At 40.3% G+C, this 24,907-nt stretch carries 30 protein-coding genes; 7 read left to right on the top strand and 23 right to left on the bottom strand.

What is annotated here, in order from left to right:
- Positions 1-106 precede the first annotated feature (106 nt).
- Together ftsW and rodA are read left to right on the top strand one after the other, a co-directional pair.
- Entirely contained in the window at positions 107-1,261 is a 1,155-nt protein-coding gene (ftsW, locus tag HC179_RS16320; RefSeq protein ID WP_168865278.1) for a putative lipid II flippase FtsW, read from the top strand.
- Entirely contained in the window at positions 1,237-2,403 is a 1,167-nt protein-coding gene (gene rodA, locus HC179_RS16325; protein ID WP_168865279.1) for a rod shape-determining protein RodA, read from the top strand. The genes ftsW and rodA overlap by 25 nt, the downstream gene beginning before the upstream one ends.
- Before the next feature lie 290 nt (positions 2,404-2,693).
- On the opposite strand, the gene HC179_RS16330 is transcribed toward rodA, so the two are convergent.
- The 12 genes from HC179_RS16330 to HC179_RS16385 form a co-directional block, all read right to left on the bottom strand.
- Positions 2,694-2,996 (bottom strand): gas vesicle protein, encoded by a 303-nt coding sequence (locus HC179_RS16330; RefSeq protein WP_168865280.1) that lies wholly within the window; start codon positions 2,994-2,996, stop codon positions 2,694-2,696.
- 29 nt (positions 2,997-3,025) lie between these two features.
- The gene (locus tag HC179_RS16335) at positions 3,026-3,310 is read right to left on the bottom strand and encodes a gas vesicle protein K (protein ID WP_168865281.1); all 285 of its coding nucleotides are present in this window, start codon (positions 3,308-3,310) and stop codon (positions 3,026-3,028) included.
- Positions 3,271-3,525, bottom strand: coding sequence for a gas vesicle protein (locus HC179_RS16340; RefSeq protein WP_168865282.1), 255 nt, complete (start codon positions 3,523-3,525; stop codon positions 3,271-3,273). Before HC179_RS16340 ends, HC179_RS16335 begins: the two co-directional genes overlap by 40 nt.
- Before the next feature lie 19 nt (positions 3,526-3,544).
- Positions 3,545-4,366: a GvpL/GvpF family gas vesicle protein gene (locus HC179_RS16345; RefSeq protein ID WP_168865283.1), complete on the bottom strand. Its 822-nt coding sequence runs from the start codon at positions 4,364-4,366 to the stop codon at positions 3,545-3,547.
- Between the two features lie 2 nt (positions 4,367-4,368).
- Complete coding sequence (locus tag HC179_RS16350; protein WP_168865284.1) at positions 4,369-4,632, bottom strand: gas vesicle protein GvpG; 264 nt, start codon at positions 4,630-4,632, stop codon at positions 4,369-4,371.
- Positions 4,632-5,393 (bottom strand): GvpL/GvpF family gas vesicle protein, encoded by a 762-nt coding sequence (locus tag HC179_RS16355; RefSeq protein ID WP_168865285.1) that lies wholly within the window; start codon positions 5,391-5,393, stop codon positions 4,632-4,634. Before HC179_RS16355 ends, HC179_RS16350 begins: the two co-directional genes overlap by 1 nt.
- The gene (gene gvpN / locus HC179_RS16360) at positions 5,383-6,297 is read right to left on the bottom strand and encodes a gas vesicle protein GvpN (RefSeq protein ID WP_168865286.1); all 915 of its coding nucleotides are present in this window, start codon (positions 6,295-6,297) and stop codon (positions 5,383-5,385) included. The genes HC179_RS16355 and gvpN overlap by 11 nt, the downstream gene beginning before the upstream one ends.
- Before the next feature lie 28 nt (positions 6,298-6,325).
- Entirely contained in the window at positions 6,326-6,586 is a 261-nt protein-coding gene (gene gvpO, locus HC179_RS16365; protein ID WP_240948559.1) for a gas vesicle protein GvpO, read from the bottom strand.
- A gap of 87 nt (positions 6,587-6,673) precedes the next feature.
- Positions 6,674-6,934 carry a gas vesicle structural protein GvpA gene (gene gvpA, locus HC179_RS16370; protein ID WP_148989232.1) on the bottom strand — a complete coding sequence of 87 codons (261 nt, stop codon included), beginning with the start codon at positions 6,932-6,934 and terminating at the stop codon, positions 6,674-6,676.
- Position 6,935: 1 nt separating this feature from the next.
- Entirely contained in the window at positions 6,936-7,244 is a 309-nt protein-coding gene (locus tag HC179_RS16375; RefSeq protein WP_168865288.1) for a hypothetical protein, read from the bottom strand.
- 55 nt (positions 7,245-7,299) lie between these two features.
- Complete coding sequence (locus HC179_RS16380; RefSeq protein WP_168865289.1) at positions 7,300-7,494, bottom strand: hypothetical protein; 195 nt, start codon at positions 7,492-7,494, stop codon at positions 7,300-7,302.
- 406 nt (positions 7,495-7,900) lie between these two features.
- Positions 7,901-8,143 carry a YueH family protein gene (locus tag HC179_RS16385; RefSeq protein ID WP_168865290.1) on the bottom strand — a complete coding sequence of 81 codons (243 nt, stop codon included), beginning with the start codon at positions 8,141-8,143 and terminating at the stop codon, positions 7,901-7,903.
- 161 nt (positions 8,144-8,304) lie between these two features.
- Here HC179_RS16385 and HC179_RS16390 point away from each other — a divergent pair, with 161 nt between their 5' ends.
- Positions 8,305-8,901 carry a biotin transporter BioY gene (locus tag HC179_RS16390; protein ID WP_168865291.1) on the top strand — a complete coding sequence of 199 codons (597 nt, stop codon included), beginning with the start codon at positions 8,305-8,307 and terminating at the stop codon, positions 8,899-8,901.
- Between the two features lie 50 nt (positions 8,902-8,951).
- Here the strand turns inward: HC179_RS16390 and HC179_RS16395 are convergent, their stop codons facing one another.
- A complete protein-coding gene (locus HC179_RS16395) occupies positions 8,952-10,283 on the bottom strand; it encodes a Na+/H+ antiporter family protein (RefSeq protein ID WP_168865292.1) in 1,332 nt (443 codons plus the stop codon).
- A 209-nt stretch (positions 10,284-10,492) separates the two neighbouring features.
- Positions 10,493-12,001, bottom strand: coding sequence for a leucyl aminopeptidase (locus HC179_RS16400; protein ID WP_168865293.1), 1,509 nt, complete (start codon positions 11,999-12,001; stop codon positions 10,493-10,495).
- Positions 12,002-12,271: 270 nt separating this feature from the next.
- Here HC179_RS16400 and HC179_RS16405 point away from each other — a divergent pair, with 270 nt between their 5' ends.
- Both HC179_RS16405 and HC179_RS16410 read left to right on the top strand, forming a co-directional pair.
- Complete coding sequence (locus HC179_RS16405; RefSeq protein ID WP_168865294.1) at positions 12,272-12,754, top strand: divergent PAP2 family protein; 483 nt, start codon at positions 12,272-12,274, stop codon at positions 12,752-12,754.
- Between the two features lie 13 nt (positions 12,755-12,767).
- Entirely contained in the window at positions 12,768-13,574 is an 807-nt protein-coding gene (locus tag HC179_RS16410; protein WP_168865295.1) for a cobalamin-binding protein, read from the top strand.
- A gap of 54 nt (positions 13,575-13,628) precedes the next feature.
- Here HC179_RS16410 and HC179_RS16415 read toward each other — a convergent pair whose 3' ends face one another.
- From HC179_RS16415 to HC179_RS16435, 5 genes are all read right to left on the bottom strand, one after another.
- Positions 13,629-14,342, bottom strand: coding sequence for a 3D domain-containing protein (locus HC179_RS16415; protein ID WP_168865296.1), 714 nt, complete (start codon positions 14,340-14,342; stop codon positions 13,629-13,631).
- 1,103 nt (positions 14,343-15,445) lie between these two features.
- Complete coding sequence (locus tag HC179_RS16420; RefSeq protein ID WP_060665514.1) at positions 15,446-15,775, bottom strand: YuiB family protein; 330 nt, start codon at positions 15,773-15,775, stop codon at positions 15,446-15,448.
- A 160-nt stretch (positions 15,776-15,935) separates the two neighbouring features.
- Complete coding sequence (locus tag HC179_RS16425) at positions 15,936-16,058, bottom strand: YuiA family protein (protein WP_157860702.1); 123 nt, start codon at positions 16,056-16,058, stop codon at positions 15,936-15,938.
- 173 nt (positions 16,059-16,231) lie between these two features.
- Positions 16,232-16,711, bottom strand: coding sequence for an NUDIX hydrolase (locus HC179_RS16430; RefSeq protein ID WP_168865297.1), 480 nt, complete (start codon positions 16,709-16,711; stop codon positions 16,232-16,234).
- Positions 16,712-16,814: 103 nt separating this feature from the next.
- A complete protein-coding gene (locus tag HC179_RS16435) occupies positions 16,815-18,032 on the bottom strand; it encodes an NAD(P)/FAD-dependent oxidoreductase (RefSeq protein ID WP_205825357.1) in 1,218 nt (405 codons plus the stop codon).
- A 409-nt stretch (positions 18,033-18,441) separates the two neighbouring features.
- Here HC179_RS16435 and HC179_RS16440 point away from each other — a divergent pair, with 409 nt between their 5' ends.
- Both HC179_RS16440 and HC179_RS16445 read left to right on the top strand, forming a co-directional pair.
- Positions 18,442-19,434: an NAD(P)/FAD-dependent oxidoreductase gene (locus tag HC179_RS16440; protein WP_168865299.1), complete on the top strand. Its 993-nt coding sequence runs from the start codon at positions 18,442-18,444 to the stop codon at positions 19,432-19,434.
- A gap of 141 nt (positions 19,435-19,575) precedes the next feature.
- Positions 19,576-20,109, top strand: a complete 534-nt coding sequence (locus HC179_RS16445) for a hypothetical protein (RefSeq protein WP_168865300.1) — start codon at positions 19,576-19,578, stop codon at positions 20,107-20,109.
- A gap of 55 nt (positions 20,110-20,164) precedes the next feature.
- Here the strand turns inward: HC179_RS16445 and HC179_RS16450 are convergent, their stop codons facing one another.
- From HC179_RS16450 to HC179_RS16465, 4 genes are all read right to left on the bottom strand, one after another.
- Positions 20,165-20,824, bottom strand: a complete 660-nt coding sequence (locus tag HC179_RS16450) for a hypothetical protein (RefSeq protein ID WP_168865301.1) — start codon at positions 20,822-20,824, stop codon at positions 20,165-20,167.
- A gap of 131 nt (positions 20,825-20,955) precedes the next feature.
- Positions 20,956-21,318, bottom strand: a complete 363-nt coding sequence (locus tag HC179_RS16455; RefSeq protein ID WP_168865302.1) for a HesB/IscA family protein — start codon at positions 21,316-21,318, stop codon at positions 20,956-20,958.
- 114 nt (positions 21,319-21,432) lie between these two features.
- Entirely contained in the window at positions 21,433-22,287 is an 855-nt protein-coding gene (gene dapF, locus HC179_RS16460; protein WP_168865303.1) for a diaminopimelate epimerase, read from the bottom strand.
- Between the two features lie 1,139 nt (positions 22,288-23,426).
- Positions 23,427-24,662 carry a NupC/NupG family nucleoside CNT transporter gene (locus HC179_RS16465; RefSeq protein WP_168865304.1) on the bottom strand — a complete coding sequence of 412 codons (1,236 nt, stop codon included), beginning with the start codon at positions 24,660-24,662 and terminating at the stop codon, positions 23,427-23,429.
- Positions 24,663-24,907: the final 245 nt, after the last annotated feature.

A 24,907-nucleotide genomic window follows, 5' to 3' on the forward strand; every position in this document is an offset into this window, starting at 1 on the left:
CAAGTTTCACATATTCCCAATATCTTTGTAACAGTGTGGTATTGTATAATAATATTGGGGAATTATTTCTTTGTGAAATCAGCCTTTTTTAAAGGAGTATTAGAGAATGATAAATTTTTTCAAAAAACTTGATTGGTTATTGTTAACAGCTATCGTGTTGTTATGTATATACGGTTTAATCATGATTTACAGTGCCGGGATGTTGCTAGGCTATGAACTTCATGAGGACTACGCTTATTTTTTTAATCGCCAGAAAACTTGGCTGTATTTGGGAATACCTGTTTTCATTGCTGCCATCATTACTCCTTACAAATTATATGACAGATTGACTCCCTTACTGGTGGGAGGAACTTTACTTGCTTTAATACTTGTACTTGTCCCGTTTATCGGAAATGAAGTGAATGGAGCACGAAGCTGGTTTCAATTAGGAAGTATTAGTGTGCAACCTTCTGAAATTGCCAAACTAGTTATGATCATTTATTTTGCGAGGGTTTATGCAAGAAAACAGCCATATATCCATCAATTTGGTAAAGGCGTTGCCCCTCCATTGGCTGTAGTAGTGTTAGTATTTTTCCTGATTATCCTTCAACCTGATGTAGGTACGGGCTCAATGATTATCATCGCATGCGGAGCTATCCTCATATGTTCAGGGGCTAGGCTAAAACATATCCTTTTACTTGGCTCTGTAGCAGCCTTGGCGATCTTTATTCTTGCAAAAACCGCTAGTTACCGCTGGGCAAGGATTACTTCTTTCATTGATCCTTTCGGAGATGCATCAGATACAGGTTTCCAACTGGTAGAATCGTTTATCGCCATTGGCAATGGCGGACTATTAGGAAGAGGATTGGCGCAAGGGGTACATAAGCTGGGCTATCTTCCAGAGGCTCATACAGATTTTATCCTCGCAGTTATTTCGGAGGAGCTTGGGATTTTTGGAATATTGACATTGTTTTTACTGTATGGAATCGTACTAGTAAGAGGTGTTCGAGTTGGGGTTTCCCTAAAGGATCCCTTTGGAAAGTTATTAGCATTCGGAATCACCTTCCAAATCAGCAGTCAGGTGTTCTTTAATGCTGGGGCAGTAAGCGGATTATTGCCTATCACAGGTATCACACTTCCTTTCATCAGTTATGGAGGGTCTTCCCTGCTTATCACCATTTTTGCAGCAGGCATTTTAGTTCACCTATCGAAACATGCCACCATCGCGAGAGAAGCTAGAGAGGAGACAGAACCAACATGGGGACAGAAAATAACAAGCTAGAGTATAGTCGGATAGATTATACTTTGTTATTTCTGCTGTTTTTGCTATTCATTATCAGTTTAGTAGCTGTTTATAGTGCATCGGGTCAATACTTCGTCAATGACCCGTATTATTTCGTAAAACGGCAGATTATTTGGTACATACTCGGGGTAGGAATTATGTTTTCCATTATGTTCTTTGACTATGAACTCTTGGAAAATCTAGCCTTACCCTTTTATTTTTTAGGAATCAGTCTTTTATTCGCTGTTCATTTATTCGGGACGGTCAGAAATGGATCCCAACGATGGATCAACCTTGGGGGATTCTTGTTACAACCTTCTGAGTTTATGAAAATTTTCCTCCTGATAGTGCTTGCAGGAGTAATCTACAAATGGGCCAAAGAAAAACATGAATTAGATAATAAGACCCCTCTTAGTGTTGTCATTAAGATTATGGCCTATTCTCTTCCTCCCTTTGGCTTGATTCTTCTACAGCCTGATTTAGGAACAGCACTTGTTATTGGAGCCATCATGGTGACGATGATATTCATAAGCGGGACTTCCTGGAGGATACTTACCTTACTTGCAGGAACCATTATTGCTGGATTGACGACACTTGTTTACTTGCATAACAATCATATAGAGTTGTTTTCAAAGTTTATCAAGCCTCACCAGCTTGAGCGTATTTATGGATGGTTAAGTCGAGAGGAATACGCTTCTTCCTATGGTTTTCAGCTAACGGAAGCATTGAAAGGAATAGGTTCTGGTCAAGTATCTGGAAGGGGCTTATTAGAAGGTGTTCAGTCCCAGAGCGGACGGATACCGGAAGTTCAGACAGACTTCATATTTGCCCTTATTGGAGAGGAATTCGGATTTATCGGCGCAACTCTTGTAATCTCTATTTACTTCATCATGATCTATCGCTTGATCATTATTGCCATAAGCTGTGATAACCCATACGGTACTTATTTGGTGACAGGGGTCATTGGTCTATTGGCATTTCAAATATTTCAAAACATTGCCATGACCATTGGCTTAATGCCAATTACAGGCCTTGCCCTTCCGTTTATGAGTTACGGAGGAAGTGCGCTATTAACAAATATGATAGCCATGGGAATTGTCATGAGTGTTAAATTCAGAACGAAGCGATTTATGTTTGACTAGGCACCAACATCTCATCTTTTAATAGGTGAGATGTTTTTTGTTTAGTTTAATGATTGATAGATTGGAGTTTCCAGCTGGTGATTGGAGCAAATGGCGAAGACTCCTGCGGGAGAATAGCGGTAGCTTGAGACCCCACAGGCGAAGCCGAGGAAGCTCAAGCACCGCCCTTAGGAAAGCGAAGCCATTTGCGGAAATCAACAGCGGTGTTTAACAGATTTTTATTGAAATAGAAAAAAACAGTGCTTCTCTTTTAAAACACTGTCCAAACTGATTTATGAAAGTATAATAGCTTATTCCTTTGGTGCTTCCAACCGCTTCTCCAACTGATCAATCCGCTCCAACAACTTCTGATTCTGCTCCTGTAGCTCCTGATTCACACCCCTTGAAGAAAAATAAGGATCTGTTTCCCACCAATCCATCCCAATCTCCTTCGCCTTATCTACTGATGCCACAAGCAATCGAATCTTAATAGTCAATAATTCCACATCAGCAAGCCCTATTTTGATATCCCCAGCGATTACTACACCTTTATCGAGTATTTTTTCAAGTACTTCCACCAGGTTACTGGAGTTTGAAGGTGTTTGCATTGACATATATAACAGCTCCTTCACAGGCTAAAAAATTATAGTAGATTCCCCAGCGGTCCCAAATTAATGTTCAAATCCTCATCATCTAAGTCGAAAATCTCCTTAAGGTCCTCCATTTTCAATTCCAGGTTCATCAATGCCGTCCCAAGCTTTTCAATCTCCTCATCTGTCAAATTGCCACTATCCACTCTTCTTAGTGCATGCCGCTCTATCAGTTGACGCAATAATTCTATTATCGTCAGGACAAGCTGTGATAGCCCTTGCTCCACATTATCTGGGTCTAATTGGATCCTGCCGCTCTTTTCTGGTCTATGCTCCATTTCGCTTCCTCCTCACCGATTATTTTTCGTTCATTGGATTCCATCAGTTTATCTACTGATGTGATAAGTAAACGCAGATCCAAGTAAATCAAATCAATGTCCGCGATGGAGATGATAAGCTCCCCTCTTAGCACGACACCCTTATCCAAAATGACATCTAAAATGTCCAGCAAAGAAACATCCTGATTAGGGTTTACTCCATATTGCGTCGGCATCTTGTTCCCTTCCTTCTGACTATAAGTTTGCAAAATGATAACATGGCCACGGACCGGTATATTCCAATGTGAAACCAAGATTCTTGTACTCTTCCTGAAGGTGTTTAACTTGGTGTAAAAAGGTATCTCTCTTATTTTTATTTAATAGATAAATGCCGTTCCAATTCATATCTTGCTTTCTACCGGACATTTCTTGGCTCCAGTTTTTCTTCACATCTGACTTTGCGCACAAGCCGCTCAAACTTTCATGAATTTCATCACACTTACTTCTTTTTACATTTACAACGGCTTCTTCTAATTTTTGCTTCCATTTTTTCCGTTCAAAAAACTGCCTACCTGGACTTAGTGATTCGATTGCTTTTTCTTGTTCTTTGATGTCGGAGGAGTGCTCGGCTACTTCTTCTTTGATTTTCTTATCGTCACAATAAATTTTTAAATTCCACTCTTCTTTTTGTGAAATATTCTCGAAAAGCTGGTGGAACTTAAGATCCTCAGACTCTATTGTTCTAGCTAAATTCTGTTCACTTTTGTAAATGGTACAGAACTTCAGTGGGATAAGTGTATAGCTGTTATGGAGCTGTTCAAGAGTTTCATGATGATGCAAAGCTTTAGCTTTCAACCATTCCATATCATGATTGACCTTATCTTCAATAATCTCTTCTGAGAATTCCCCTTCATCAATTTCACATAGGATTGCTGTCACTTCTCCCATATGTTTCTCATATAAGTGATGTCGTCCATCAATTCCAGCCAATGGCATCAGCGGGTTATCTTTTAATTCTTTTGTAGGCACTAATCCGTATAAATAAAACAAAGACTTGTCTGTTTTTGTTTCTGTCATGTTCAGCCACCCCCATTTCTTCTCTTCAAGTCTTCAAACATTCGCTGTTCCCGAAGCTTGGCCACTTCGTAACGCTGCAGTAGTTCTTCTTCTTGTGCATGATATTCTTCTTCTGTAATTTCATCTGTTTCTATTAACATTTCTAATTGAACCAATTGCTTCTGGATATGATCAATATCATACATTTCCCGGTCCACTTCTTCTTTTATTTTTTCCCCGAGTTTTACTAACACACCCATTGGGCCAGTAAGAAGTTTATGGATCATTAAGCTTCCTTCGCCTTCAATTTAATATCAATGAAATTGTAAGCAGGCCATGGACCGGTATATTTAAATTCAACTTTGTCCTGCCACTTTTCATAGATTTTGTTTACCAATTCATCAAACTCTTCTTCATGGTCTCTGTCTATTAAGAAGCTTGCGTTGATTAGCATCTTGCCTCCAATTGTTTCATTTTGTTTTGCAGAAACTGCTTTTTCCGCTAGTGGCAAGAAAACTTCCTGCATGCAGATTTGCATCTTTTCCTTCATGAACTTCTGGGCCATATCTCCAAGTTCAATTCGTTCATAATAGGAAGCAGCTTCTGACTTGCCGCTGATTTTTTCCTTTAGCTTCATCGCTTTTTGGTTCTTATTGATTTCAGCTTTCAACCAATTTTCCTTGCCAATTATTTTCAGGCCTACTTCTATCTTGTTTTCTATTTTTTTATAGATGTCTTGAAGCTCTGAGTATAGTGATTTCATCAAGAATTCAACATCTGCCTCTGTTTCAAACACATTCCCAAAGCTCATTGGGATGACCGTCGTTTTTTCCATCAGGAAAGACACAGCATTCTGGTGTGTTAATAGGTTTTCCTTTTTAGGATGATAGATTTTGATAGGAGCCTTTGTGACCACCATAGAGAACTCCTTGTGATCAATAGTCAGAAGCTGTCTGGTCTTCCCCTCCATCACCACTTCTCCTAAATTCATTTCCTTGGAATCTTTTGGTATGACACAAAACGTATAATAGCCAAGGTTATTTTCCATTTGCATTCCCTCCAAAGGCTTTCTTAAATTCTTGAGTTATAAGAGATAAAGACCTTGATTGCTTTTCGTATTCCATCCCTTTATGGACGGAATGCAACAGTACGTCTACACAAAGTTGTTTGAACTCCTCATTTTCGGTGCTCTTCTCCATTTCTTTTTGCTTCGAAATGGTTGCAATCATGATGGCAGCACGGATACCTGGTGCATGCTTGCCTTTATTCAAGCATTTGTCTCTAAGAGCTGAAATGAAATTAGTAATCTGTATGGCTTCCTCTTCTGATATATCTACCTTCTGCTTCAAAATCTCCGTTTCTGCATTTTTCTCCATATATCCAAGTTCCAAGGTAATCATTCGGTCCAGCAATGCATCCTGTGTTTTGTGCACGCCTGCATATTCAGCAGGATTGCTCGTAAAAATGATGGAGAAATCCTCATGAACTTTCACCCACTTCTCTTCGTGCTTGGACCCATATAAGGGAAGAACTCCCTCTTCGATAACCGATAAGAAAAGATTGTTTGTTTCAGGTTTGGACCGTGTAAATTCATCGTAGATAAGTGTATATCCGTTTTTTACCGCTTCCAATAATAGCCCTTCCTGGAAAGACTCTTTCATTGTTTCTTCCTTTTTCATGACCGAGCGGACATAATTATCCACTAATAGCTTCTTGGTGTATCCGTTAAAGTCTCCTAGCAGATCTGCATTGGTCATTTCTTCATGCCCTTGCAGTACCACCACCGGCCTCTCAAGTTGTCTGGCAACATGGAGTGCCATGGATGTCTTTCCTACTCCAGTCGGTCCAGTAAAATGGACGGGGAAACCATTTTTTAAGTAGTCTAACGTTCTAGAAGAAATCTCCTCTACCTTAGCATGTGTCACAATCTCCTTCTCCAGCTGTTTGTTCATATCCTACTACCTCCATTGCAAATGGCCCTTACTCATTGTTCAAATCTATGGAACTTCTTGAACGTAAGCTCCTTCGATTATATGATTCTACTTCCATGTCTTTATTAAGTTTGGCATGATAAACACCAACCATTTGGTCTTTGGCATATGCCTTCATGTATTCTTTTTCTTCTATTACTTCTACAACAACGTCCCAGCCATGGTCAGTAGGCTGCACAGCTGTGATCTTATATGGAGGTTTTACGAACTCCGTAAAAAAATCTGTTACCTCTTTCAACACCTTCTTCATGCTCAATGCCAACCCCACCTTTATGGAAAATGGAACAAAGGCACATGTAATATGTGCCTTGATTCCCAAGTATTCATTTATCAACTTTTATGCATTTTGACGTTCTGTAGATTGTCCGGATAAGTGAAATTCTCCGTCCATTAGGTCATCTCTTAATAATCCAACTGCTTCTGCATAGCGCAACCATGTATCCACACTGGCGATTACTACGCGCGCTTCCACTGTGATCAGTTCAATTCCAACAAGGGATACACGTGCATAGACGTCAATGACGACACCCTTGTCTAAAATTCTATCGATTACTTCTGCAAGACTGGATCCATCCGTACTTTTTTGGATAGCTGCCATTTTACTTCACTCCTTTAATGTCACTCACATTTTGGATTTGATCGCTTCGTTTCACGGAATTCATTCCATTTAAATCATCTGCCCTTTTCACATTTGAATAGGATTTGATTCCACTGGAACGACTTCCCTTTCCGACTTTTTCTTGAAAGCTTTCACCTGCATATTTTACTTCCTTCAATCGATCTTTCACCTTTAACAGCGAGTCTTGCACTTTTCCCTGGATGTCCTTTGCCTTGCTGTGAACCTTGTCTGCAAACTGATCCGTTGAATCATCTAAATTATCTGAAAATTCATTAACCTCCTTTTGCATCTTGTTCTTTGTTTTTTCCTTCTTATAAACTAGATATTGTTCCGTGGCTTCTTTTTTAGCTTTCTTTAACAGTTTCTTCTTCAGTTCCTTCAGGTTGCTGGTCCCCTTCATCTCGCCGAAAAAATTTCATCACCTTATTGCGACGCTCTTTCTTAAATAGTAAAGCAGAGCTTGCTGCTACTCCCCCGACAACTGCCCCTGTTACCCACTTGCTTTTACTAAGTTGCATGGCACTATTTTTTACACTCATTTACATCCACTCCTTTAAAAGATTTTTATTCTGTTTCAGGTTATATTCACTCTCTGTCTCATCTTTAAACAAAAATCAGGAAAAAGGGTACTATTCCCTACAGATTTAGTAATTGATTCCTTGAGTGGGAACTTTTCTTTTCTTGCCAGAAATAAAAAAAACCGGGCAAGGCCCGGTGCTTTAATAGTTATAAAACTTTAGTTATCGGTTAGTCACCGCTGTTGATTCGGGGAATTTTTCCTTCCCATAAAAATTATTTAATCCAACTTTTCATTTTATTGTCCAACTTGCAATTATATTAGCCACTTTTTCATTTTATTGTCCACTTTACGCCATATAAATGCCATTCGACACACATCGACACATTCAATATTGAAGAAACTCACAGACAGCTAACAGGCATTTTTTACATTTCACGGACCCATTGGACAAGCTTTAGGGATAAATGGGTAACATCCTCTGCAGAATCTAACACAGATTGGAACTCTGCCTTAAGCCTCTTCGTCAAACTCGTATTATCCTCCTCATACGGAATGATAGTAGACCATTTAATAGATGGAATCGCAATCAATGTATGTTCCTCTTTTTTATTCTCATGTATATACACGCTAACAGTATCAACCTCTAAATTCGCTTTTCTAATCTTCATGCAGAAACGTCCTCCTAAACTTTATAGTTCATATTTTAGCGAGGCTAAGTAAAATATTCAACCACGTCATTTGTTAACCAAACAAATAATGGTGTTGACAACTATCAAACTTTTAGATTATTATTTTATTGTCAACTACATACAACAAAGGGGTTTACATTATGAAACGTTCACTGTCAACATTGGATATTACTTACGCAGCCATGTTTGTTGCCTTGATGGCAATTGGTGCCAATATCGTATCTTGGATGCCATTTCTTCAAGTCGGTGGTGTTCCACTATCTATGCAACCATTTTTCTGTGTGTTAGCCGGAATATTATTAGGATCAAGACTTGGAGCCATTTCCATGATTGTTTATTTACTAGTAGGTATCGCAGGTGCACCAGTCTTTGCTCAGTTTAGTTCAGGATTTGCAACGATTATCGGTCCGACAGGAGGATTCCTATTATCCTATGTGGCTGCCGCTTTTGCAGCTGGACTGATTGTAGAAAAGAAAGCTCAGCCGAAATTAGGCACATTTATGTTTGCTTCTTTCATTGGCATTATTCTTATTTATTTTATCGGAACAAACTACATGTTTATGATTCTAAACTATGTTTTAGATATAAGCACACCATATATTGCGGCCTGGACAACAATGACCCTTTTCGCTATAAAAGACGTTGTGTTTACAATCCTATGCGCATTGCTTGCTGCTAGATTATACTATGTTGTCAATAAAACAACCAAAGCACCTTACACACGTAAAATCGCTTAACTAAACAAAAGCCAGGCCGCAAATCGCGCAGCCTGGCTTTGTTGTGTATTTTATAAAATTACCGCTGCAATACAACCAAAAATAATCAGCGGAATATTGTAATGTAGAAACGTCGGTACACACGTATCCCAAATGTGGTTATGTTGACCGTCGGCATTCAAACCTGAAGTTGGTCCAAGCGTACTATCAGAGGCAGGAGACCCTGCATCACCTAGAGCAGCAGCCGTACCAACGATAGCAATGGTTGCCATTGCGCTGAAACCAAGCTCCGCACATAACGGAACAAATATCGCTGCAATAATAGGTATCGTGGAAAAAGAAGATCCGATCCCCATTGTGATGAGAAGCCCGACTATCAGCATAGCTAATGCTGCAAGCAACTGATTAGATCCAATCCACTCTGCAGAAGAAGCAACCAATGTCTCAATATGGCCAGTCTCTCTTAATACACTAGCAAACCCAGAAGCTGCAATCATGACGAATCCGATGAATGCCATCATACGCATACCAGACGTGAGGATAACATCGGTCTCAGTGGACTTCATTACTCCGCCCGCATACAGGATGATGATACCTACAAGAGAACCATATATCATTCCATCTACACCAAGCACATCACTTAGATAGACTTGCGTAGCAAGAGAGATAACAACCGCCACTAAAGCAATGAGGATGGACTTTTTCGAATATGTCTCTGTTTCTTGATCTGCAATAGCTTTTTGTTCGTATGTTCTCGGCTTTCTATAGCTAAAGAAAACCGCGATAAGAAGTCCTACTAACATTCCTGAAACAGGAATTAACATGGCTGTCGGAATAGAGGATAAGCTGATATCCAATCCGCTTTCTTTCATATTCGTTTTTAGGATACCATGAAAAATACCACCAAAACCGACTGGCAACAGAATATACGGTGCTGTTAATCCGAATGTAATGATGGTCGCTGTAAGCCTTCTGTCAATATTCAGTTCATTCAATATTTTAAGTAAGGGCGGAATTAGAATTGGAATGAACGCAATATGAACAGGAACGGCGTTTTGGGACATAATGGAGACAGCTAGAATTATTAATAATATAAGTACTTTAGATAACGCTTTTTTGCGTGAATCCTCTTTTGTCCCTACAAGCTTGATTGCACCTTCGACAAGTGCATCCGGAAGACCTGTTTTGGATAATGCCACTGCAAAAGCACCCAAAAGTGCATAACTAAGGGCTACCGCTGCATTCCCTCCCAGACCATTTGTAAAAGTATTAATAGTGGTTTCGAGGCCTAAACCTCCCACCATTCCTCCAATAAAAGCACCTGAAACCAGGGCAAGTACAACATTTATTCTAAGTAAACTTAATGTAAGCATAACCAATACGGCTATGATAACTGCATTCATAATAAAGACTTCCTTTCTTTCTGTGTTTCTTGTTGCCTTTGCTTTAGTTAATTAAATCATTAGAGAATTAGAGTAAAAAAGCATAGAAACAAATTAACATAGATGTTGAATGACTGTCAACGGAAAAGTTAGGAAGTCAACTTGAAACGCGCAAAAAAATAATGCGCACCCTACTTAGGATGCGCATTAAGTACACTCTGTATAAACGATTAGTTTTCTTCTGTCTGTCCAAAACGTTCTACTAACGTTACTAGCGTTCGTACCATCGCACCTGTTCCGCCGCTTGGTCCAAGGTCATGAGAAGACTTTGAAGTAGCTGTGCCCGCGATATCCAAGTGAACCCATGGTGTACCTTCTGCAAATTCTCCGATGAACGCTCCTGCAAAAATAGCGTGTCCGTCACGACCTGGAGAGTTGTTCAAGTCGGCTACTTTACTGCTGCGAACTCTTTCTTTTGCATGGTCAAAAATTGGAAGTCTCCACATTTCTTCTCCCGCTTCATGGGATGCTTCAAGCACTTGTTCAAACCATGCTTCGTCATTGGTCATTGCACCTGTGGTGTGGTGACCTAATGCGATGATGACACCGCCTGTAAGGGTAGCAACGTCGACAAGGTAGTTAGCACCGTGTTGCTTAGCATAGGTTACTGCATCGGCTAATACAAGACGACCTTCCGCATCGGTGTTTAAGATCTCAATCGTTTTTCCGCTCATTGATGTGATTACATCATCCGGTTTGAAGGCATCTCCGCTAATCATATTATCCGTTGATGCAATAACAGCTAGGACATTTTGCTCTGGCTTCAGTTCTCCAATCGCTTCCATTGCTCCTAGAACTGTTGCTGCTCCACCCATATCTGTTTTCATCCCAACTATACCGTCTTTCGGTTTGATGGAATATCCTCCAGTATCAAAAGTAATTCCTTTTCCGACTAAGCCAATGACATCTGTCCAGTCTTCTTTTCCTTGATATTTCAACACAATCATTTTAGGTGGTTCCACGGACCCTTTATTCACGGCTAACAAAGCACCCATACCAAGCTTCTCCATCTCTTCTTTTTCAAGGATCTCTAGCTCAAATCCATACTTCTCTGCTAGGCCTGCAGCATGGTTTGCCAGGTCTGTGGCAGTCAGCATATTTCCTGGCAGGTTAACAAGTGTACGCGCAGTGTTTGTGCCTTTTGCAAACACATATCCTACATGTGCACTTGCTCCCACCTCTTCTTTATCATAATCTGTTAAGAGAATAACCTGATTCAGTGTCACTTCTGGTTCATTAGATTTTTGCTTATATCCATCAAACTTATATGTGGATAATGGAATGGACTCTCCTAACGCATGAGCAGCGTCTAACACATCCACATCTTCCGTTACAAAAGTATCAATGGCGACTACAACTTGGTTAAGCTTGGATTCTTGAATGGTTTTACCCACTTTGCCAAAAACTTTACGCAACTCAACGAAAGTTAGTTTTTCTTCACGACCTGTCCCCACTACAAAAATTCTTTTGTATGACGTTTTGCCGAATGTATGTATTCTTGCTAACTTTCCTTTTTTCGCAGATATGTCTCCATCCTTTAATAACTGTGTCAGATGCCCTTCCAATTGAGAATCTAGTTCTCCCAATAAACCATCTAACTTGCTATGTTTCTCGGAAAGGCCTACTACTAGTGCCTCCTGTTGATTTGAAAAATCAGCTACATTATGTACGACAAACATATTTGTACACCTCCATTTTATTATAATTATATTATATCGAACTTAAGGAAATATTTCGAGTTTCTAATCATATTCAAAAGTGGTCCAAATCAGATAAGTTTGTACTCTAATCATCATTTTGTCCTATATTCACCTTAACAAATTCGTTATAATGATTCATAATAATAAGAATATTAATTATCTATACATAACACTCTACTTAACGTGCTTCATCCCTTAAGAATGGGTATAGTAATAGATACAACTGCAGAGAAAGGACGATTCTATCAAATGGAGTTATTTTCTAATTTTCCTTTATGGGCTGCTTTGGCAGCAATCGGTTTTGCACAATTTGTAAAGGTACCTATTCAATATATTGCCTCTAGAAGAATTGATTGGTCCTTGATCACAAGTACAGGAGGAATGCCAAGTTCCCACTCCGCTGCGGTTACGGCTCTGGCTACAGGCGTTGCATTTGAAACAGGACTGGATTCTCCCATTTTTGCAGTAGCCACTGTATTTGCCATTATTGTCATGTTTGATGCAACCGGAGTTAGAAGACATGCCGGCGAACAAGCCACTGTGTTAAACAAACTTGTTGGAGATTTTAATCGTTTTGTGGAAGAGACCAAGAAATGGCCAAAAATGAATGAGCAAGAAAAAGTAAAAGACCTGAAAGAACTGTTAGGACATAAACCAATCGAAGTATTTTTCGGTGCGATTACCGGGATTTTACTGACCATCGTTTTGCATTACTTTGCTTATGTTTTGTAAAGGGGGGGAAGTTTTGAGACTCATATCCATTTGTCCGAGCAACACAGAGTTGCTCCACTATCTAGGTTTGACAAACACACTAGTTGGAGTGGATGATTTCTCTGATTGGCCTAAAGAAGTTTCAAATCTACCGAAGCTTGGACCAGATTTGAATATCAATATGGAAAAACTGGAAGCCTTGGAGCCTGACTTAGTATTGGCCAGTTTAAGTGTCCCTGGAATGGAGCGAAATGTTCGAGAATTGGAAAAGCGCTCCATCCCGCATGTTGTCTTAAATCCTCAATCACTTGAGGAAATTGCCCGTGACTTGTTGACGGTAGGAGAACTTACAAATTCTTCTTCAAAGGCAAACGAGATTGTTTCCTCTATGCGTAAAATTATCCATACATACAGACAGTGCGCAACACATTGTGAAAATAGACCGTCTTTATATTGGGAATGGTGGCCAAAACCAATTTTCACTCCGGGCAAGGTCAATTGGCTGACTGAAGTAAGTGATTTGGCTGGTGCGGTCAATATATTTTCGGATAAAAGTGTGGCAAGTTACCAGACTGAATGGGCAGAAGTAGTGGAGAAGAATCCTGATGCGATATGTATGATTTGGGTTGGTGTAAAAGAGTCAAAAATGAATCCTAAGCATGTATTGAAGCGAGAAAATGCCGACACGATCAACGCGGTTCAAAACTCCCAAATTTATGTATTAGAGGAAAGCCTCTATTGCAGGCCTTCGCCAAGGCTTATCTTAGGTTTACAAAAACTCGCTTCCCTTCTTCACCCTACTTGTTACCCTGCATACACAGGAAACGACCCTTTACTATAATAATAAAAAGCCGTATCCTCAGAAATCATTCTGATAGGTACGGCTTTTGTCATGCTATTCTCCGCTCCCTCTGTATTGCTGGCGGAACACCTGCATGCTTTCGTCTTCGTTTAATCTAGTCAACTCTTCCTCAGTCAATGTACCATCGCCTTTTTTGATAATGTAAACATCGATGGTCTGTTTGCCCCAATCATTGAATACTTCATCTACTGTGTCGTAATAGAGATCTATCTTATTTCCTTTAATTGCTCCGCCAATATCAGCCACTACACCGTAACCATAGCCGGGTATAAAAAGAATCGTACCTATCGGAAATACATTGATATCTGCCGCAATGGTAGAATATAAATCCCTTTTGACTTTAAGTCCTGAGTATGTAATTCCATAGCTTGGATCGCCAGGATTTTTGCCTGTTGATTCATAGCCTGCTGTATATCCAGTTGCGTGGACCGTATGTGTCTCGTATTGATCCCAGTCTAGATCCTCTAGCTTCTTGGGCTTTTCTATCGCCTCTTCTGCTGAGACCATGGTAGGTGTCGCAGAAAGGAAATTCAACTGCTTTAAATTCAGTCCGATTTTCTTGAAGAAACCTTCTTTTTCTTCTTCATTTTTTCCTTGTCCATTAGTGGCATATATGTTATTTTCTTTTAGCCAGTTGTGAATGGTTGATGCCTCAACACCTGATATGGATTGGAATGTTACAGACAAGGCTAGTACAAATAGTAAGCCGATAACCGTCCTTCGAAAAATCATTTTCGCTATTTTCATGTGACACACTCACACTCCTCTCACAAGATATTCCTTCCCTGTTTTTAAGAAAAGTATTCCTTTTTTGTGAGAAAAGCTAGTAAACACCTATTTTTACCAATTAAAAATAATAGATTAGTGGAGTATTTCGAGGCATCAGGCAATAAAAAAAGGTGCAAAAACGGAGGGTCCTTCTTTATCAAAAAAAACATTAGTTAGTGGTGTTAATAGCCGCTGTTCCTTTCCGCAAATGGCTTCGCTTTCCGCGGGACGGTGCTTGAGCCTCCTCACTTCGTTGCGGGGTCTCAACCAACCGTTTCTCCCCCGCAGGAGTCTCCGCCATTTGTTCCAATTCACAGCTGGAAATCACATAAACGTTAGGTTAATGCTTATTCAATAAACTCAATTAGATTGCTTTTCATAAACCCTTGGATAAATGTAGACATCTTGTTGATTGGAGTGGATGGCGCAATAACGCCCGCGGGAGGAAGTGACAGGCTTATATCCCAATACGGAGGAAGTTACTGAAAAACTGATAACGTAAAGGAAAGGTTAATCTGTCTAATAGAGGCGCTCTATACGCCCGAAGACCTTCAAAAAAAGGTTAAACTGTCTTATAGAAGCGCTCTATACGCCCTAAAATACTTAAAATAAGGCTGAACTGTCTTATAGAGGCGCTCTATACACCCGAAGACCTTCAAAAAAAGGTTAATCTGTCTAATAGAAGCGCTCTATACGCCCTAAAATACTTAAAATAAGGCTGAACTGTCTTATAGAAGCGCTCACACCCGAAGATCTTCAAAAATTGCTTGCTGGGGATTGGAACAAAAGACGAAGACTCCTGAGGAAGACAGCACTAGCTGGAGACCCCGCAGGTAGCCGAGGAGGATCTCTTCAGCCCCAAGGAAAGCGAAGCCATTTGCAGAAATCAACAGCGGTGTCTTATCTTAACATCAACAACAACAACATCTAAATTCAAAGACTTTTTCAGTGGCTTCCAGGAGCGAGAAGGCTCACGGACCGCCCACATGCAAGCGTAGCGCATGGAACGGAAATTAACCGGTTAATATACTTTCTTATCCTAAAAAAAGAACCGGCTAACTGGGCCGATTCTTAACTTGACGTTAAAACATTTGATATCCATTTTTACGAAGCATTTTAATAACAATACCAGAAGTTATTGCCCCAGCTAAGCCACTCACCAATATAGTGATATCTGCCACCTGTAAGGACGCCACCTCTGAGCCAAGTTTTGAAAAAGCACTGCCAGGCTGCCTGAAATAATCAATCAATCTCACATCATCCTGAGCGATGATCCACACACATACTAAAGGATATATGATGGCCATAATCCAAGACATGCGCAATAACATATTTAAAAGGAATCCAATCCCAAAGAATAGCACGAAAAATAAGACAACAGATATAAGTAAAATTGGTATATTCAATACCAAGCACCTCCATTACACATCTTTCCTTAGTGTACTGAAAGCGTTGATACGAGTCAATTACTTTTGGCATTCAAACAAAAACACAATCGCAATTGTCCTAAATACGTCATAAATGACCTATCATAGAACGAGCGCGATTGTGTGAAAAGCATCTATTAGCTATTTATTTCCTTCCGCTCCCACCACAACAGGAACAAGTTTCTGATCCGCCTAGCAATAACTGAAAATATCCTTTACCTGAACAATACGGGCAATCCTTTTTCTCTGTTTGCAGTTGATTTTTCATTCCATATCCCTCCAGATGATTTTCTCAAAACAGAATTTAATTTAATTTTCTGATAATATATCATCCTTTTAAAGGAAAAGGAAAGGGACGAAAATAGCTAAATAAGACGATGTAAGCGAATACATCTTATCCAATCTATCTGTTTCTTTCTTTTTCTTAAATTTACAGAATTATTAGAAAAATAACTTGTACGAACTATAGTTAAATATCTGTCCAGGATTCATAGCCTTCGTTTCTTTTAAAACAGAAAGATTTGTGAGCTTTGCGCAATAGTGGATGAGCAAAGAGGAATCAGGGTCTCTCTCAAGTTCCTCAAGCGTTTTAAATGCCGCATCAGATAGTTCGCTTTCTTGATAGACTACGTCGTGGTTTAGAGGAGTACATAAGAATAGGAGCATATTATCGCTGATTTTATCCTTTATGACACCAGATCTGACTCCAATCAGCCCCTCGACCTTTACGTTGATGCCCGTTTCCTCTAATATTTCTCGAGCTACTGCCTCATCTACGGTTTCATTCGCTTCCACAAATCCTGCAGGAAAGGACCACTTCCCCTTAAGTCCACCGTAGCTCTTTTTTACGACAAGCCATTTGCCGTCTTCTGCTACCACAATACCCGCAACCGCGAGCCAGACATTTTCTCTTTTTCCCATGTTATCGTCCCCCTGTTTGTACCTGATAAAGTAATGGTATCAGGAAAAAAGACAAAAAGAAAAGCTGCACGTTATAAAATGTGCAGCTTCTAAAAAATATATCTTATAATACGTTGAATTTACCTTTTTTCATTACTAGGCCAGCTCCACCGATCATGTATAGTGCACGGTTGTCGACCATTTTCTTCATGAAGGATGCTTTAGAGCCCCAGATTTTGCGACCGAATACTACGCCGATTGCATCGTCTTCACCTAAAGAACATACCGTTCCTTTTAAATCTGGAGTGAAGGTTTGTAGTTCACCTTGGCCACGAACCAATACTGCCAAGTTCTTCGCACAAACTTCCCCTTGCTGCATCGCGATTTGAGCAGTTGGAGGGTATGGACGGTTGATTTCTTCGTTGATGATTAGAGAACAGTCTCCAACGATGAATACATCCTCATGTCCAGGAGCGCGTAAGTAAGGATCTACTTTCACACGGCCACGCATGTTTTCGAATCCGGAATCTTCTACCAAGTGGTTTCCACGTACACCTGCTGCCCAAACGACTGTACCAGCTTTGATTTCTTCCACTTCTTCGTCTTTAGCAACGATAATTCCTTCTTCCGTCGCTTCTTTGATAGCAGTGCCAATTTTGAATTCTACACCTTTACGTTCAAGCGTGTTTACAGCGTATTCCACTAGTTCCGGATCAAATCCAGGAAGTACAGTCGGTGCAGCTTCTACACACACGATGCGTACTTTTTCTTTAGGAATATCAAACTCTTGGCAAAGTTCAGGAACACGGTTAACTAGTTCTCCAAGGAATTCGATACCAGTAAATCCAGCTCCACCAACTACGATAGTTAAACGGTCGTTACGGCGGTGTGCTTCTGTATTGTAAGTAGCAAATTGATATTCGATGTGCTCACGGATCTTACGAGCAACATTTAAGTTTGCAATCGTGAACGCATGCTCTTTCAAGCCCTTGATGCCAAAAGTCTCTGCTTCATAACCAAGACCAACCACTAGATAGTCGTAAGAGATTTCTCCGCCTTTAGTCAAAGCAACAGTTTTAGCTTCACGATTGATGCCTGTAACTGTATCGTGTAAGAAATGAACCTTGCTGCGATCAATTACGTCAGAAATTTTGTAACGAGTACGATCAGCCGGCAGTGTTCCTGCTGATGCTTCGTGTAACCATGTAGACTCATAATGGTAATCGTTTTTGTTTACCAACGTAATATCGGCTTCATTGACACCGATCATTTTTTGAAGACGAACAGCCGTTACAAGTCCACCGTAACCAGCACCTAGAATAACTATACTTGGCTTTTTCAAATGAATCACACCTTTTATATTGAAATTTTTTATAAAATAAATATGAAGACATGAAACAAATCTCACTGTACCTTTTCTTACTATCCACTATTAAGATAAAATTTATTAGAAATAAATGATTGTGAAACACTTCACGAATATGAACGGCAAAAAAGTGCGAAATTTGTCACAAAGAAACTTAACCTACCTAACATCATATTCTTTTTCTGTCTTTTTTTCAAGACAAAATCATAGTTTAAAAAGCTTTAAAATATTCGGAAAAAACAAGTAATTTCGTATAAAAATTTTTAAATTTCTAGCTATTTTCAGTATATGTTCCCCTTTTTCCAAGGTTGAAAACAGAAATTGTGAGAAAATTATGCTATGATAAAGAAAGAAAGTTAACAATTGTTTAGGGGGATAGATTCAGATGAGCGAAGAACAAAAAGTATTTGACATCACCATCATCGGTGGAGGGCCAACTGGCTTATTCACTGCTTTCTACGGAGGTATGAGGCAGGCTAGCGTCAAAATCATTGAAAGTCTACCACAATTGGGTGGACAGTTATCCGCGTTATACCCCGAAAAGTACATATATGATATCGCCGGCTTCCCAAAAATCCGTGCACAGGAATTGATCAACAACCTAAAAGAACAGATGGCCAAGTTTGAGCCAACGGTTGCATTGGAGCAATCCGTACAAACCCTTGAAAAAATGGGAGACGGAACGTTCAAGATTGTAACGGACAAAGAAACGCACTATTCCAAAGCAGTCATCATTACTGCTGGTAATGGCGCATTCCAACCACGCCGCCTCGAGCTTGATAACGCTAAAGATTATGAGAACAAGAACATCCACTATTTTGTGGACGATATGAATAAATTTGCTGGCAAGAAAGTGGTTGTATTCGGTGGCGGTGACTCTGCTGTTGACTGGGCGCTGATGCTTGAGCCGATTGCTGAGAAAGTGACGCTCGTTCACCGTCGTGACAAGTTCCGTGCTCACGAGCACAGTGTAGAAACATTAATGAATTCCAACGTTGAAATTAAAACGCCATACGTACCTGCAGAACTAATCGGTGACGATAACGCAATCAATCAGGTTGTCCTCGAAAAAGTGAAATCCGAAGAGCGTGAAGTGTTGGAGGTTGATGATGTTATTGTTAACTACGGATTTGTTTCCTCCCTTGGGCCTATCAAAGATTGGGGACTTGAAATCGAAAAGAATTCCATCCTAGTCAATTCCAAAATGGAAACAAATATATCCGGAATTTATGCTGCCGGTGATATTTGCACATACGAAGGAAAAGTGAAACTAATCGCTTGCGGCTTTGGCGAGGCACCTACTGCTGTAAATAACGCCAAATCCTATATCGATCCAAAAGCAAAAGTACAACCGCTTCATAGTACTAGTTTATTCTAAGCAGGCTATGAAGGTGCAGCCAACCCTAGTGGATACAGGGGTTGGTTTTTTGCATTTTATCCCCAAAATTAAATCAACCTGTAACCTTCTCCACCATTCTACGTCTAACCTAGTAACAAACCTAACGAGGTGATCAGCTAAATGAAACTCTTCAAGGTTGCTGTTCTTTCCTTTCTCCTCACTATCTTATCTTTACCGTTCTATTCACCAACAGGCTATGCGTGCTCCTGCCTTCCACCTGGTACACCGCAAGAGGAACTTGCAAAAATGGATGCCGTTTTCACAGGTAAGGTGTTAGAGGTTGAAGAGAAATTCAACAGTACAAAAGAAGTAAAGTTGAATGTGACAGAAACATGGAAAGGTGTGGAAACAAAGGAAGTAGTCATTTACACTGCCATGGACTCCGCAGCATGTGGTGTGAATTTTGAGAAAAACAAAGACTACTTGGTCTATGCCCATTTGGAAGATGGAGAATATACGACTTACCTTTGTTCCAGAACAGCAGAGCTACCCCAGGCACAGACCGATTTAAAGGAGCTTGGAGAAGGTACTGTGCCCACAGGTGATAAAAAGCCATTCGCCAACTTCTCCACCCAAAATGCAGTGATCGGGACACTTGGATTGGCACTTGTTTTAGGCGCTTGTTTCTTCTATCGCTGGAAAAGTACAAAATAAGTGAACACGGAAAAGCACCTCTCTTTTCGAAAGGTGCTTTTCTTGTATGATAGGTTTACCAAAAGACAACAATCTTGCCATTATCGAGGCTAATGAAATATCCTACATAGTCTCCAAGATCTACATTAACCTCTTCCCCAGTTTCTAGAACGTGTTTAATGTTCTCCACTAGTCCGGTATACTCCGTCCAATCCTCTGTAGAAAAATAATCAATCAATACTTCAACATGTTCGACATCTGCCACCGCGGCACCTGTACTCATGGAAAGTAAAATGCCTTCCGCCTCATGATAGATCATAAATCCATCGGATTCCGGAATTCCATATAGATTGGCACCATGCTTTTCTGCGATGGCTATGTGGCTTGTGAATTTTTCGTCAAGTATTCTATGGTAGGTATAGTCACCAATAGTAACTGTTTCCACCTCATCTTCTTTATGGTCAACTGGTTCAGCTGCAGGGGGCTCTTCTCGAGGAGTTTCAGTTGGTTTTTCTACCGACTGCGTACTAACTTCCGTAATTTCTTCTACTTCATTGCTATCTATGGAAAATGTATGAGATGGTATCGCCATGCGTACATATTGAAAGGAAGGTTTTGTTGAATGAAATTGGTATGACTCAATGGCCTGTGTTTCGACTCCTTGACAGGCTGTTCCGATGCTTGCAAATCCTAGCGCCGACAAAAGAATAATTGTCATGCTCCTTTTATTTTTCACTGCGACCACTCCTTCTTTTTCACCTAATTATATAGACGTTTGGAAGAGGTAGATGGTTTCATATTTTTGGAAATTAAGCACAAAAAAACTTGGATAAGCATATAGGCTATCCAAGTTTAAATTTTTTGTTATTAACATTCCTCCGGTGTACCGGTGTTCGTCGCTGTACGGAAAGAAGAACCACAGCCACAGTTCGCGATGGCGTTCGGGTTGTCGATGGTAAATCCGCCACCCATCATGGATTGTTTAAAATCAATTTTTACATCTTGAAGAATTGGCTTGCTTTCAGCGTCAATTAAAATTTTGATACCGTGTTGTTCCAATTCAATATCTTTTTCGCCTTTTTCTTCTTCAAAGCCCATACCGTAAGAAAGACCGCTACATCCTCCACCTTTCACGCCTACACGTAAGAAGACGGATTCATCGCCATGTTCTTTCATCATATCTTTTATTTGAAAAGCTGCTGCTTCCGTAATTGTAATAACATCACTCATTTGTTACACCTCCCAATGTATTTCCAATTCCATTATCCCCATTATATCGTGAATTGGAAGTCTGCTCAAACTTACTGCTTTAATAGTATATGCAAAAGGAACAAGCCTTTGTGATTAATAATAGAAAGTTCCGGTACAGATAACTTCTGCGGGTCCACGCATTCTGACAGACCCTTCGTTCGTCCATGTGATAAAAAGGTCTCCTCCTGCTAAATGAACGACCGTTTCTTTATCACGTACCGTTTGGTTGTTAAGGACAGATGCCACTACTGCCGCACATGCACCAGTACCGCATGCTTGGGTAATGCCAGAGCCTCTTTCCCAAACACGAAAGTGCAGTTCATCTTCTGCTACAACCTCGACAAACTCAACATTTACTCCCTCAGGAAAACGGGGGTCCTTTTCCACAACAGGTCCCAGAGTAGTTAGGGGGGCATTTTTAATATCATCTACATAAAAAATGACGTGTGGATTCCCCATGGAAACTGTGGTTATTTCGTAAGTTTCTCCGGCTATAGTAAATGGTTCAGCAACTAAGGCTTCCTTTTCGTCCACAAGTATCGGGATTTCATTCGTAGAGAGCTTTGGTTCTCCCATGTCGACAGTCACAGAGGTAACCTTTCCTTCTGCCACTTCTAACTCTGCTTCCACTAGTCCAGAAAGTGTTTCAATTTTAAAAGTTTGTGTTTGTACAATCCCATGCTCATAAGCATATTTCGCCATACAACGAAGACCATTCCCACAGTTTTTCCCTTCGGATCCGTCATTATTGAAGATTCGCATCTTTACTGGTGTTACCTCAGATGGACAGATTAAAATCATCCCGTCGGAACCTATGCCGGTATGGATGTTTGCAACTTTGACGGCTAGAATTGATAGCTCATCTTCATTTAACTTTTCCTCAAACGTATTTACATATATATAGTTGTTTCCGAGTCCGTGCATCTTGGTGAAATGAAAGGAGCGCATTTTTACTATTCCTCCAAAAATAATTATTTCTTCAAGTATAAATACATAAAAGTCTGAACACAATAGAAATATCCCCCGTTTTATATGAAAAACCCATGTATCGCTTGCTTCTGTAGAAGCACGATAACATGGGTTTTTCTGGTTTTGGTTGATGCGAGGTGTTTGGGGTTTGTAGGTGCTCTCGGAGGGCTTCATCTTGCTTATGAAGACATCTCTTCACCGGAAACTGTTCTTTGAAGTCTTCATCCGGCTCATGAGGACATCTCTCCACCGAAAACTGTTCTTTGAAGTCTTCATCCGGCTCATGAAGACATCTCTCCACCGAAAAACTGTTCTCCGAAGTCTTCATCCGGCTCATGAGGACATCTCTCCACCGGAAAACTGCTCTCTGAAGTCTTCATCCGGCTCATGAGGACATCTCTCCACCAGAAATCTTCTCTCACAGGTCTTCATACAACTTATGAGGACATCTCTCCACCGAAAAACTGTTCTCAGAGGTCTTCATCCGGCTCATGAGGACATCTCTCCACCGAAAAACTGTTCTTTGAAGTCTTCATCCGGCTCATGAAGACATCTCTCCACCGAAAAACTGTTCTCTGAAGTCTTCATCCGGCTCATGAGGACATCACTCCACCGAAAAACTGTTCTTTGAAGTCTTCATCCGGCTCATGAGGACATCTCTCCACCGGAAAACTGTTCTCTGAAGTCTTCATCCGGCTTATGAAGACATCTCTCCACCAGAAATATTCTCTCACAGGTCTTCATACAACTTATGAGGACATCTCTCCACCAGAAATATTGTTCTCTGAGGTCTTCATCCGGCTCATGAAGACATCTCTCTTCCGAAAATCTTCTCTCACAGGTCTTCATACAACTTATGAGGACATCTCTCCACCGAAAAACTTCTCTCACAGGTCTTCATACAACTTATGAGGACATCTCTCCACCGAAAAACTGTTCTCTGAAGTCTTCATCCGGCTCATGAAGACATCTTTCCACCGAAAAACTGTTCTCTAAAGTCTTCATCTAGTTTATGAAGACTTCCCCCATTCAAAAAACTGTTCTCAGAGGTCTTCATCCACTTTTCTATACATAAAAAAACCACCCGCCAACTGACACTGGCGAGTGGATCTATCGTTTTAGAACAAGAACATACCTGCAATTGCTGCACTTAACAAGTTAGAAAGGGTACCAGCAATGATAGCGCGGAATCCTAAACGTGCGATATCAGGGCGACGGCTTGGAGCTAGGTTTCCAAGTCCACCTAATAGGATTGCTAAAGAAGAAAGGTTAGCAAATCCGCATAGTGCGAATGCGATAACAGCAACAGATTTTTCGCTGAACATATCAAGCTGTGCAGAGAAAGTAGAGTAAGCTACGAACTCATTTAATACAAGCTTTTGACCAATTAAGTTACCTGCGGCAACGGCTTCACTCCAAGGAATTCCGATTACGAAGGCAAGTGGTGCAAATAGATAACCAAGAATGTAGTCAAGTGAGAAGTTTTCAGCACCGAACCAACCACCGATTCCACCTAAGATTCCATTGATTAGAGCAATCAACGCGATGAATGCTAGTAGCATCGCACCAACGTTTAGTGCAAGTTTTAAACCGTCAGAAGCTCCTCGAGCAGCAGCATCAATTACGTTCGTTGCTCTGTCTTCTTCAGATTCACCTATTTGAGCATTGTTATCGTTTTTTGGTTCTTCCGTTTCAGGAATAAGCATTTTCGCCATGATCAATCCACCAGGCGCTGCCATGAAACTTGCTGCCAATAAGTACTCAAGAGGAATTCCAAGTGCCGCATAACCGAACAATACAGAACCTGCTACAGATGCAAGTCCACCTGTCATAACAGCAAACAACTCAGATTTAGTCATTCCTGCGATATAAGGACGAATTACTAAAGGTGCTTCTGTTTGTCCAACGAAAATGTTAGCGGAAGCAGACAATGATTCTGTCTTGCTTGTTCCTAGAAGCTTTGCAAGACCGCCACCAAGAAAGCGAATAACCACCTGCATGATACCAAGATAGTAAAGGACAGATATTAACGCAGAGAAGAAAATGATAATCGTTAATACATGGAATGCGAATACAAATCCTGTAGCTTCAGAACCTGGATTACCTAGTACCGGTCCGAACAGGAAACCAATACCCTCATTCGCGTAATTGATAATATTTTGAACAATTTCAGTCAAGCCAAGAAAAGCTGTTCGGCCTAACTCCCACTTCAATACGATAAATGCGAATAGCAATTGGATAGCCAGTCCACCTAAAATTGTACGAATCTTAATCTTTCGTTTGTTTTCCGAAAGTAGGAATGCGATGGCAAAAATAACTGCGATTCCCATTAAACCCCAAAGGATATTATTCATAATATTCACCTCTATTAGAAATTTCTGCAAGTTGTTTGTCGTCAGACATCTAACTATCACAGTACCACTTTACTACGAAATGAAAGCGTTTGAAAGAACTTTTTTTTGTCAATATGTTACAACCAGTAAGAAACCGTCTTCCTATCTGTGTGTTCTTAAATAAATTACCCAAGAATAGCAAAATAATGTATAGACGAGAAAAAAAACACACCTCTCTTTATAGGTATTTTGATTCATTTGAGTTG

The sequence above is a fragment of the Bacillus sp. RO1 genome, from assembly GCF_012524115.1.
Lineage (GTDB): Bacteria > Bacillota > Bacilli > Bacillales > Bacillaceae_I > Sutcliffiella_A.